The following is an 11570-nucleotide window of genomic DNA, read 5'->3' as shown; positions in this document are numbered from 1 at the left end:
GTTAATACTGTTGATAAGCCATTCAGAATAAGATACCTGGTTCTGCTTATTCCTTTATCCCTTTGTTCTTTTTCATCTTTTCTCGGCCTTTGCAAGATTAGTCGAAAAGTATAAAGAACAAACACCCCTTCAAAAACAAGCATAAAAGCAGACAAAAAACACAAGAAAGCAGCATCAAACACTCATAAAACAGCAAAAACACAAAATATAGAACCATTCCTAATGCAAAATACAGTAAAAGACGATTACCATTCACCTCAGGAATGCTATGCTTTCCTCGTTACAACTGATAAAAAAGGATGAACAGTGAAAAAATCACATAAGCTTGCCGCTTCATTACTCGCCATCGCTTGCGTATCCAGCAGCGCCTGGGCCGCAGAACAGCCGCTGGAAAAAGTTGCCCCTTACCCGCAGGCTGAGAAAGGTATGAAGCGTCAGGTCATTCAGTTACCGGCGCAGAAGGATGAGTCGGCCTATAAGGTAGAGTTATTGATTGGTAAAACGCTGGAGGTTGACTGCAACCATCAGCGTCTGGGCGCCGAGCTGGAAAGCAAAACGCTGGAAGGCTGGGGTTATGACTACTACGTGGTAGAGAAAGTCAGCGGCCCGATGTCAACGATGATGGCCTGCCCTGACCAGAAAAAAACCAAGAAATTCATCACCGCTTCGTTGGGTGACGATGGCATGCTGCGCTACAACAGCAAGCTGCCGATCGTGGTTTACGCCCCGGAAAATGTGGAAGTCAGATACCGCATCTGGGAAGCCCAGGAAACGGTACATAACGCCGAAGTGCGTTAATGAACGCTCGCCACCTCCCCTGGAGGTGGTTTAAAAAAGATGATAAAAAAACCGGCGATGCCGGTTTTTTTTAAGCCTGATAATAACCTGTCCCGCACTTACAGCGCGATATCAGCAACCTCTTTCACCGGCACGGCTTTCGGTGTCGTCTGAACAGCCGGAACCGGATCCGCTTCACGCGGCGCTTCATGACGCAGACCCAGTACCTCACTGGTGTAGGCCAACGTTTGTTCAATCAGGTGCGGGTTTTCGGTCAGCGTTGAGCCATAGGTTGGCACCACCGCGCGAATCTTGCTCTGCCATTCAGCGGTTTGCATCTTATCCTTAAACACTTTCTCCATCAGTTCCAGCATGATCGGTGCCGCGGTAGACGCGCCTGGCGATGCGCCCAGCAGCGCGGCAACGGTACCTTCATCGTCGCTCACCACTTCGGTACCCAAACGCAGCACGCCGCCAATGCGGGCATCGCGCTTAATAATCTGTACACGCTGGCCTGCCTGCCACAGACGCCAGTCCTGCTTTTTCGCCATCGGGTAGTAGGCGCGCAACGCAGCATGACGATCTTTATCTTTCTGCAGCACCTGGCTAACCAGATATTTGACCAGATCGAAGTTATCCAGGCCCACGTTAAGCATCGGCAAAATGTTGGATTTATTGGTAGACGCCAGCAGGTCCCACAGCGAACCATTTTTCAGGAAGCGCGTGGAGAAAGTGGCGAACGGCCCAAACAGCACCACGCGTTTACCGTCGATAATACGCGTATCGATATGCGGTACCGACATCGGTGGTGCGCCCACGGAGGCCTGGCCATAGACTTTCGCCAGATGGTGATTCACCACTTCCGGGTTCTCGCACACCAGGAACTGACCACCAACCGGGAAGCCCGCATACTCTTTTGCCTGCGGGATTTTGGTTTGTTGCAGCAACTTCAGCGCCGCACCGCCCGCGCCAATAAAGATAAACTTCGCTTTAATCGTGCGTTTTTCATGGCTGTTGTTAGCGTCGGAAACCGTCACGCTCCAGCTGTTATCTGCGTTACGACGGAAACGGCGGACCACGGTGTTCAACTGGAGCGAAAAACCATCACGCTTTTTCAACGCATTGATCAACTGACGAGTGATCTCGCCGTAGTTCACGTCGGTGCCGGCTTCGGTACGCGTAGCGGCGATTTTCTGCTGCGGATCGCGCCCTTCCATCACCAGCGGCGCCCACGCTTTGATCTGCTCGTGGTCTTCGGAATAGCGCATGCCGTTAAACAGCGGGCTCTTCTGCAACGCACGGTAGCGGGCGCGCAGGAAGTTGACGTTGTCATCGCCCCACACAAAGCTCATGTGCGGCACGGTATTGATAAAGCTTTTCGGCTGCGTCAGCACGCCGCGTGTGACCTGATGCGCCCAGAACTGACGAGAAATCTGGAACGCTTCGTTAATATCAATGGCTTTTTCGATGCTGACAGAGCCATCAGCTTTTTGCGGAGTGTAGTTCAGTTCCATTAGCGCCGAGTGCCCGGTACCGGCATTGTTCCAGCCGTTTGAGCTCTCTTCCGCAACGCTCTCCATTTGCTCAACCATGGTAATCGACCAGTCTGGTTCAAGCTCCTGCAGCCACGTACCCAGCGTAGCGCTCATAATTCCGCCACCGATCAGCAATACATCCGTCTCGTGAACTGCACGAGCTTTCGCCTTATTCGCCACAGAAGTCTTCTCGGTACCCGATTTCTGTGAGTTGGGTACAGCTATCTTTTTTTTCATCGTAGGGGGCCTTACTTGACTGTCGAGTTGTTACACGCAGGTAAAAACATCCGTACGGTTACGTTACCACCAGGACGGGAAAATTTAAATATTGTTTAAAATTTAAGTTGAGTTTTGAGATCTGTTATTAAAATGTTTAATAAATGTGTACAGAAAATGAGATTTGGTACTAGTAGAATGTGACGGGAAGCGGTATTATTCCCCCCTTTGTGATGGTACGCACGGAAGCTGTGGCTTATAGAAAACCGGCCATCGATAACCTGCGAATAACCTATGTCGAACATCTCCTCATTGAGCATTCTGCGCTCGCCATCTCTGCTCACCCGCGAAATCCTGGCTGGCGTCATTACCGCTCTGGCACTGATCCCTGAAGTGATCTCGTTTTCGGTGATTGCTGGCGTTGACCCTAAAGTTAGCCTGATCGCCTCGGTCGTGCTGTGCCTGAGCATGTCGTTCCTTGGCGGACGCCCGGCGATGGTCACGGCAGCCGCGGGTTCGGTCGCGCTGGTTATCGGCCCGATGGTCCACGTACACGGCGTGGCCTACATTTTACCTGCGGTTTTGCTGGCCGGCATCATTCAAATTTTGTTTGCTCTGTGCGGCATGGCGAAACTGATGCGCTTTATTCCCCAGTCTGTAATGACGGGTTTCGTTAACGCGCTCGGTATTCTGATTTTCTTTGCCCAGGTGCCGCACTTCTGGAGCCGAAGCCCGCTTATTGTCGCGCTGTTTGCCGCCACGATACTTATCGTACTGTGGCTACCGCGCGTAATGAAAAGCATCCCTTCCCCACTGGTTGCCGTCGTGCTGCTGACGCTGTTTACCGTGACCAGCGGGCAGACTCTACCCACCGTCGGTGACGCGGGTTCAATGAGCGGCGGCCTGCCGGGCCTGACTCCATGGTTAGTGCCTTTTAACCTGCAAACGCTGCAAATTATCTGGCCCTGCGCGCTGAGTATCGCCTTCGTCGGGCTGATGGAATCCCTGCTCACGGCGAAACTGGTGGACGACCTCACCGCCACGCCGTCCAACAAAACGCGTGAAAGCGCAGGTCTGGGTATCGCCAATATGCTGGCCGGTTGCTACGGCGGTATTGCCGGCTGCGCGATGATCGGTCAGACCATCGTCAACGTGGAGATGGGAAAAGGCCGCAGCCGCATTTCAACGCTTGCCGCCGCGCTGGTACTGCTGCTGTTGGTGACCGCGTTAAGCGAAGTGATGGCGAAGATCCCGATGGCAGTAATGGCGGGGATTATGGTGATTGTGGCCGTTAAGACCTTTAGCTGGCCGAGCCTCCAGCCCGCGACGCTCAAGCGCGCGCCGTGGCCGGAAACGCTGGTGATGCTGGTCACCGTTGGCGCAACGGTCAGTACCGGTAATCTGGCAATTGGCGTACTGGCGGGGATCATCATGATGGCGATCGTGCCTGCACGCCTGAAGCATCGTGCGAAGCTTAAAGCAGAAACACCGTCGCCAGCCCCAGAAAAATAAAGAAGCCGCCGGTATCGGTGATCGCGGTGATCATCACGCTCGAGCCGACCGCCGGGTCGCGCCCAAGCTTAGCCATGATCATCGGGATCAGCACCCCCATAATCGACGCCACCAGCAGGTTCAGGATCATCGCCAGCGTCATCACGCCGCCGAGCGCCAGGTCGTCATACAGTAGCCAGGTCACAGTGCCCATAATGCCGCCCCAGACGATACCGTTAATCAGCGCCACCCCCATCTCACGCAGGATCAGGAACGAGAAGTTACCCGGCTGAATATGCTGTAAAGCCAGCGCGCGCACGATCATAGTAATCGTCTGGTTACCGGTATTACCGCCAATGCCCGCGACGATCGGCATTAACGAGGCCAACGCCACCAGCTGCGAAATGGTGTGTTCAAATCCATCAATCACGCGCGAGGCGATAAACGCAGTACAGAGGTTGATGGCCAGCCACGCCCAGCGGGTTTTCACCGCTTTCGTCACCGGCGCAAACACGTCTTCTTCACTGCTCAGACCGCCCATACGACGCAGATCGCTGTCGGTCTCTTCATAGACGACGTCAACGATCTCATCGATGGTCAGACGCCCCATCAGCTTACCCTGTGAATCAATCACCGCGGCGCTGATTAAGTTGTCACGTTCGAAGGTACGAGCCACGATTTCTGATTTTTCTTCCGGATGGAAGGCGACCGGATCGGATTCCATCACCTCATGCACAAACTTGTCCGCTGAATTGAGCAGAATGGTTTTCAGCTCCAGCTCGCCAATCAACGTCTGATCGCGCTGGATAACGAACAGTTTATCGGTGTTCTCCGGCATTTTGCCCAGACGGCGCAAAAAGCGCTGCACCGAGGCCAACGTGACGTCCGGGCGAATGGTAATCACCTCGAACTCCATGATCGACCCCACCTGCTCGTGGGCGTAGTTCATCACCTGACGTACGCGCGCGCGTTCTTCCGGCGACATCGACGCCAGCAGGCGTCCGGTCAGGTCGCGCGGCAGGTGCTGCACCAGGTAAATCTGTTCGTCGATATCCAGCGTTTGCAATGCATCGAGCAACGCCCGGTCGCTCATATCTTCGATGAGGTCGTCCCAGACGTTCTCCGATGCTTCCAGCAACACCTTCCCGCGACGATCGTCTTCGACCATGTTCCACAATGCATGGCGCTCTTCGGACGGTAACGCTTCCAGGGTATCGGCGAGATCCGGCGGTGGCAGGTGCGCCACTAAGCTGCCGACTTCAGCAAGGTCGTCAACCAGCGTGCCTTCATCGTACTGCTCGGCGAGCGTGAGTTTGCCCAGCAGCGCGGAAGTTACCGCTTTATCGGTGGTCAGCAGCCAGATCAGGCGCTGACGCTCTTCATCGCGCAGGCGGGCGCTGTTCTTTTTCAACAGAGACATGAATAATCCTTATTCGTGAGACGTCGCCCAGCCGGATGGCCGGGCGAATTAAGCATAGCGCGGAGAGATGTAAAAAAGTTTAAACAAGCCGCCCGTACGGTGAAAAAATCGGCAGAGCGGCAAAAAAAACGTTAGGCGGTACGGGCGACGGCGTCGCGGGAAGCGCGTTCACGCTCCTCGCCCACCAGTTCACTCAGCTGACCATTGCGCATTTCCAGCAGACGATCGGCATGAATAAAGTAGTGATCGTCATGGCTGATAGCGAAAATGGTTTTCCCCATCTGTTGCATCAGCGGCAACAATATCTGGTAGAACTCGCGGCGGAAGTGCGGATCCTGATCGGCGGCCCACTCATCAAGCATAATGATGTCGCGTTCTTCCGCCAGCGCCAGCAGCAGCGCCACGCGTTTCTTCTGCCCTTTTGACAGCTTCAGATCCAGAATGCGCCCGTCTTCCAGCTTAATCTTGTGCGTCATCTGTAGCTGAGTCAGCCATTTCTCAATCAGCGCCGGGTCCGCGTTCTTACCTTCCGGGCCTAATAGCTGGTCAAACAGCCAGACATCGGTAAACACCGCCGAGAACAGCTTGCGGTAGTCTTCCGGCTTATCGGCCGCCAGCGGCTGACCGTCCAGCAGAATCTGCCCGGATATCGGTTGATACAACCCAGTCAGCAGCATCGCCAACGTCGATTTACCGCTGCCGTTGCCGCCAATCAGAAAGACCAACTCGCCACGCTTGAGCGTCAGGTTCAGCGGGCCTATCGCGAAGGTGTTATCTTCATAGTGGAAAGTCACATCGCGCAGTTCCAGCGTCTGCCAGTTCGGGTGCGCCGTCGGCTGCGGGAAAGTTTCCTGATACGGAGCCAGCGCGAATTTATTCAGTTTATTGAACGCCACCTGCGCGCTCAGCAGCGTAGGCAGCGCGCCCACCGCCGACAGCAGCGGCGTGCGCAGGAACAACAGCGTGAGCGAGTAAGTAGCGGCAACGTTGGTGTCAGCCCAGCCGAGGCTGTTCGCCATCCAGAACACCAGCCCAATGGCCCCCAGCATCATGATATTTGACCAGTTGACCGCGCTCAGATGGAAGGTGTCGGCCCGCACGATATGGTGGCGATAGTCTTTGGCATTCGGCGTGAATTTTTGTTCGAAGACGTACTCCGCGCGCTCGCGATTCAGGGTCAGCTCTTTGCGCCCTTCCAGCACCGTCTGGTAATCGTCGTACAGCCGATCCTCGGTTTCACGGAGTGTCGCCATATGTTTATACACTCGCGCCACCAGCACGAAGCCACCCCAGATGGTCAACGCCATCCACAGGGCGGTAATCAGCAGCATTTTGCTCGACAACATCGCCAGATAGGCCGCGGAACCCACGGTCAGGATGATCCCCTGCACCAGCTCCGGCAAACGCACGAAAGCGATGGTGATCGCACGGATATCGCTGGTCAGCCCCGCCAGCAACGCAGCACTGCCCAGCTTCTCGACGCGCTCCACCTGGGTATCGAGGATCCGTTTGATAAATTCCCGGCGCAGGCGATAGACAAAATGGTGGCCGAGCGTGGTCAGCGCCAGCTGTGAACCCAGCGTGACCGCCATCAGCAGCAGCAGCAAACCAAGAAATTCCGGCAGTACGGCAAGCGTGGTATCAACCGTCTCAATCAGACGTACGTTAATAAATGCGATAAGCCCGATACCGAGCGCGGCGCTCAACAGGCTTAAGACGATAACGCCGATAAAAGGCCAGCGATACTGACGCCAGACAAGTAACAGAAGTTCCATAGCAATGACCAGGGCAAGAAAAAACAGCCAGCAGTGTAAACTGCTGACAGACTACATCAAGAATAATTCTTATTTTTATTTGTCATTCCGCGGCGCGGCGGAAGGTCAGGTTATAGCGCCACGGGCCGACCTGCGGGTGGCTCCCCTCTTTGAGCGGCAGAATCGCGTGATAAAACAGCCGCGACTCACCGCCCCACACCACCACATCGCCATGCTCAAGCAGCACGCGTTGCAGCGGATCGCTGCGATTCAGGCCACCGAACTGAAACACCGCAGGCAGGCCGAGCGAAACCGACACGATCGGCGCGTCCAACCGGGCTTCGTCTTTATCCTGATGCAGCGACAGCTTCGCCCCCGGCTGGTAACGGTTAATTAAGCAAGCATCGGGGTTAAACGTGGGGTAACCCGCGCCAGTTGCTGCCTCCTGCGCCAGTTGGCGAAAACAGTCCGGCATCGCGGGCCAGGGTTTTCCGCTCTGCGGATCAACGGCGGCGTAGCAGTAGCCATGACGGTCCGTACTCCAGCCAAGCGGGCCGCAGTTGGTCATCGCCACCGACATGGTATAGCCGCCCGGCGTGACCATATGACGAAATGGCGAGACCGCCGCCACCTGCTCGATAGCCGCCAGTAGCGCGGTACTGTGCGCCCGCGCGAACCGGCGTAGGATCACCGCGCCAGGCGCCAACGGTTCCGACCACGGCGCCTCGTCGGCAAACAGATCTAACATTCGCTCTCCTGTTCTTTTTCACGCGCAAGCAATCGGGCTTTACGGGCCACGCCCCAGCGGTATCCCGACAGGCTGCCATCGCCGCGCACCACCCGGTGACAGGGCACCAGTATCGCCAGCCGGTTCGCCGCACAGGCGCTGGCCACCGCACGCACCGCTTTCGGCTTGCCAATAGCCTCTGCCACCTGCTGGTAGCTGCGGGTTTCACCGAACGGAATGGCGCGTAGCGCCTGCCAGACCTGCTGCTGAAACGCGGTGCCGCGGATATCTAACGGTAAGCTCATCGCCGCCGCGCGCGACTCGAGGCTCGCCATCACAGCGGAAGTTGTCTCGCGGACTTCCGCCCCGGCAACCAGCAGCCTGGCCGCCGGAAAACTCTGTTGTAGCTCGCTAAGCAGGCTAGCCTCATCGTCCCCCAGCAATACGGCGCACACGCCGCGCTCACTGAGCGCCACCAGGCAGCGCCCTAGCGAGCACTTACCGACGGTATAGTGAATCTCCGTCGCTTCGCCGCCCCGACGGCGGGTACGCGCGGTCATCCCTAGCAGCGCGTCGGCGTGGCGATAGTAGCTGCTGCTCGACGGAAAGCCCGCCGCCAGCACCGCCTGCGTCACCGGTTCACCCTCGCTCAACGCGTCCCGCAGGCGGTTTGCCCGCCAGGCCTGTTGCCAGGCTTTTGGCGTTACGCCAGTTATTGATTTAAACATGCGATGGAAGTGATACGGGCTGACGGCGACCGCCTGCGCCAACGCGTCAAGCGTGACCGGGCTATCCTGCTCAAGCAGCCGACAGGCGTGGGCCACTTTGGCAATTTTCTGCTGCTCAGGCGAGAGCGCATCCGGCTGACAGCGTTTGCAGGGACGAAAACCGCCCGCCAGCGCCGCGCTGGCATCGCTGAAAAAACGGACGTTCTGACGCAGCGCATGACGCGCGCGGCACGAAGGACGGCAAAAAATGCCGGTGGTCAGCACGGCAAAGACAAACTGACCGTCGGCTTTCGCATCGCGATCGAGAACCGCCTGCCAGCGCGCCTCGTCGGTGTGTAGAGTATCAATCGTCATAACAGGCTCCTCCTTCTAGTGTAACTGCCACAGTGCCTGAAAGGAGGAAATAAAAAACCCGCAATCTTGCTTTTTAATTTTTCCCGTTGACCAGGAAGGCGCGAAACTGCGGCGACATCCAGGTGGTAAAACCGTCGCCTTCTTTCATTATCATATACACTGCCAGCCCCTGCTCGCGCACCACCTGCTGGGCTTTTTCGGTCCCCAGTACCATCAGGCCAGTATCCCAGGCGTCGGCTTCCAGTGCGGTCGGCGCAATGACGGTCACCGACACCAGCTTGTGCGTTATCGGGCGTCCGGTTTGCGGGTCGATCACGTGCGAAATGCGTTTACCGTCGAGTTCATAGTAGTTGCGGTAGCTGCCCGAGGTGCTGATGCCATGACCGTTAATATCCACGATCGCCTGCACCGCGTTTTCCCGGTCGGTCGGTTTCTGAATCGCTACCCGCCACGGCTGGCCGTCGGCGTTCATTCCGCGGCTCACCAGCGCGCCCCCTACGGAGACCAGATAGCGAGAGATACCTTCTTCAGTCATCAGACGCGCCAGATGATCGGCAGCATAGCCCTCACCGACGGTAGAAAGATCGACGTAAAGATCGGGGATCGATTTTTGCAGATACTGCCTGTCCGCGCGGTTGATAACGGTTAACTTGTCCAGCCCGGTACGCGCCTTCGCAGCGTCAATCTGCGCCTGAGTTGGCGTACTGACCGGCTGTTTGTCCGGGCCAAAGCCCCAGAGGTTCACCAGCGGGCCAACGGTTATGTCCATCGCCCCCTGGGTTTTACGCCCAATGCGCAACGACTCGGTGACGATATCCGCCATCGCTTCATTGACCGGCCACGGCGTGGTGCTCCGCGAGTGGTTGAAGCGCATCAGCGCCGAGTCATTCTTCCAGGTCGACAGCAGACGATCGTCGCCATCAAGTTGGGTTTGTACTTTGGTACGGAGCTCTTCCGCCCGAGCCTTATCCACACCCACCACACTCACGCGCCAGAAGGTGCCCATGGTCTTCCCTTCCAGCACGGTTACCGCGGCTTTGGGGGTCGCCGGCGCGCTGGCGTTATCACAGCCCGTCAGCAGAATCACGACGCTCAACAGCGCCATTCGTAAAAAAGTCATTTCCATCCGTTATTACCCTCCTGCAATCGGCGCAAGAGTACACTAATTTACTGAAATTCGGCACAAAAAAAGGGGCCAAAGGCCCCTTTTGCAATGGTCTTAACAGTATTAGAACTGGTAAACCATACCCAGTGCAACGATGTTATCGGTAGAGATACCAGCGGCCTGAGTGAAGTCGTTTTTGTCCAGCAGGTTGATTTTGTAATCAACGTAGGTAGACATGTTTTTGTTGAAGTAGTAAGTCGCGCCCAGGTCGATGTATTTCAGCAGGTCCTGGTCACCGTAGTTCACGATACCGTTGTCGATGTTCTTACCTTTAGACTGCAGGTAAGCGATGGACGGACGCAGACCGAAGTCGAACTGGTACTGTGCAACCACTTCGAAGTTCTGAGCTTTGTCAGCAAAACCGTAAACGCCAGCGTTCGGGGAACCACCGAAACGAGTTGCGTTGTAGGTCTGGGTGTACTGAGTTGCCAGATAGATGTTGTTAGCATCGTATTTCAGGCCAGCAGAGTAGGTTTCTGCGCGGTCGCCGCTACCGTAGATTTTGCTGGTTGCGCCAGTCGGAACGCCGGTGTTTTCATCACGAACAACGTAAACGCTGTTGTTCTGGTCGGTAGTACGTTTAGAAGAAGAGATCGCACCACCGATGCTGAAGCCTGCGCCCAGATCGTAGGTCAGGGAGCCGCCGAAGCCGTCACCGTTCTGTTTCAGAGCCTGACGACCGTTAGCAGTCGCGCCTTCGCCGGATACGCTGCCGTTTTTACCCTGGTACTGCAGAGCAAAGTTCAGGCCGTCAACCAGACCGAAGAAGTCGGTGTTACGGTAGGTCGCAACGCCGTTAGCACGGGATTGCATGAAGTTGTCAGAACCGTAGGTGTCGCCGCCGAATTCCGGCAGAACGTCAGTCCAGGAAGTTACGTCGTAAACAACGCCGTAGTTACGACCGTAGTCGAAAGAACCTGCGTCAGCAACGCGGATACCTGCGAAGCCTACACGAGTCCATGCCTGGTCAGAAGAACCTTCAGTGTTGTTCGCCTGAACGTTGTATTCCCACTGGCCGTAACCGGTCAGCTGGTCGTTAACCTGAGTTTCACCTTTGAAGCCCAGACGAACGTAGGATTGGTCGCCGTCAGCGCTATTGTCGCTGGAGAAGTAGTGCAGACCATCGACTTTACCGTACAGATCTAATTTGTTGCCGTCTTTGTTATAAATTTCAGCCGCATTTGCTGCGCCCGCTACCAGCAGAGCCGGTACCAGGAGGGACAGTACTTTAACTTTCATGTTATTAACCCTCTGTTATATATATATGCCTTTATATATGCCACTGCTTACTGATTAACCCTCATTAATCAGTCGGCAGACCCATTGTGCTGTAAAAACAGGAATAATCCAACAGGAATATGATACGAAAACCATTCAAATGTTTCATTTATCCACATAGATGT

Annotated in this window: 9 protein-coding genes; 2 read left to right on the top strand and 7 right to left on the bottom strand. The window is 55.8% G+C overall.

All coding sequences use genetic code 11. The annotated features are described in order from the left end of the window. The first annotated feature begins 306 nt into the window (after positions 1 to 306). Complete coding sequence (gene eco / locus NNN71_RS20615; RefSeq protein ID WP_163449024.1) at positions 307 to 798, top strand: serine protease inhibitor ecotin; 492 nt, start codon at positions 307 to 309, stop codon at positions 796 to 798. A 98-nt stretch (positions 799 to 896) separates the two neighbouring features. Here eco and mqo read toward each other — a convergent pair whose 3' ends face one another. Next, positions 897 to 2549 (bottom strand): malate dehydrogenase (quinone), encoded by a 1653-nt coding sequence (gene mqo / locus NNN71_RS20610; protein WP_167575385.1) that lies wholly within the window; start codon positions 2547 to 2549, stop codon positions 897 to 899. A 273-nt stretch (positions 2550 to 2822) separates the two neighbouring features. On the opposite strand from mqo, the gene NNN71_RS20605 reads away from it, so the two are divergent. Next, positions 2823 to 4040: a SulP family inorganic anion transporter gene (locus NNN71_RS20605; protein ID WP_271459234.1), complete on the top strand. Its 1218-nt coding sequence runs from the start codon at positions 2823 to 2825 to the stop codon at positions 4038 to 4040. Here the strand turns inward: NNN71_RS20605 and mgtE are convergent. From mgtE to NNN71_RS20575, 6 genes are all read right to left on the bottom strand, one after another. Next, positions 4003 to 5439 carry a magnesium transporter gene (gene mgtE / locus NNN71_RS20600; RefSeq protein WP_163449027.1) on the bottom strand — a complete coding sequence of 479 codons (1437 nt, stop codon included), beginning with the start codon at positions 5437 to 5439 and terminating at the stop codon, positions 4003 to 4005. The two genes, NNN71_RS20605 and mgtE, sit on opposite strands and share 38 nt — an antisense overlap. Positions 5440 to 5570: 131 nt before the next feature. Further along, the gene (locus NNN71_RS20595) at positions 5571 to 7214 is read right to left on the bottom strand and encodes a multidrug ABC transporter permease/ATP-binding protein (protein ID WP_271459233.1); all 1644 of its coding nucleotides are present in this window, start codon (positions 7212 to 7214) and stop codon (positions 5571 to 5573) included. An 82-nt stretch (positions 7215 to 7296) separates the two neighbouring features. Further along, positions 7297 to 7941, bottom strand: coding sequence for a DNA oxidative demethylase AlkB (gene alkB, locus NNN71_RS20590; protein ID WP_223803017.1), 645 nt, complete (start codon positions 7939 to 7941; stop codon positions 7297 to 7299). Next, a complete protein-coding gene (ada, locus tag NNN71_RS20585; protein ID WP_223803018.1) occupies positions 7935 to 9002 on the bottom strand; it encodes a bifunctional DNA-binding transcriptional regulator/O6-methylguanine-DNA methyltransferase Ada in 1068 nt (355 codons plus the stop codon). Before ada ends, alkB begins: the two co-directional genes overlap by 7 nt. A 73-nt stretch (positions 9003 to 9075) precedes the next feature. Continuing rightward, positions 9076 to 10128 (bottom strand): FAD:protein FMN transferase ApbE, encoded by a 1053-nt coding sequence (gene apbE, locus NNN71_RS20580; protein ID WP_249022993.1) that lies wholly within the window; start codon positions 10126 to 10128, stop codon positions 9076 to 9078. Positions 10129 to 10230: 102 nt separating this feature from the next. Then, positions 10231 to 11406, bottom strand: coding sequence for a porin OmpC (locus NNN71_RS20575; protein ID WP_163449032.1), 1176 nt, complete (start codon positions 11404 to 11406; stop codon positions 10231 to 10233). Between the last annotated feature and the right edge of the window lie 164 nt (positions 11407 to 11570).

The organism is Kluyvera sp. Awk 3, from assembly GCF_028069715.1.
GTDB classification, from domain to species: Bacteria; Pseudomonadota; Gammaproteobacteria; order Enterobacterales; family Enterobacteriaceae; genus Kluyvera; species Kluyvera georgiana_A.
The sequence above is the reverse complement of the archived record's forward strand: the minus strand, read 5'-3'. Positions and strand labels throughout refer to the sequence as shown.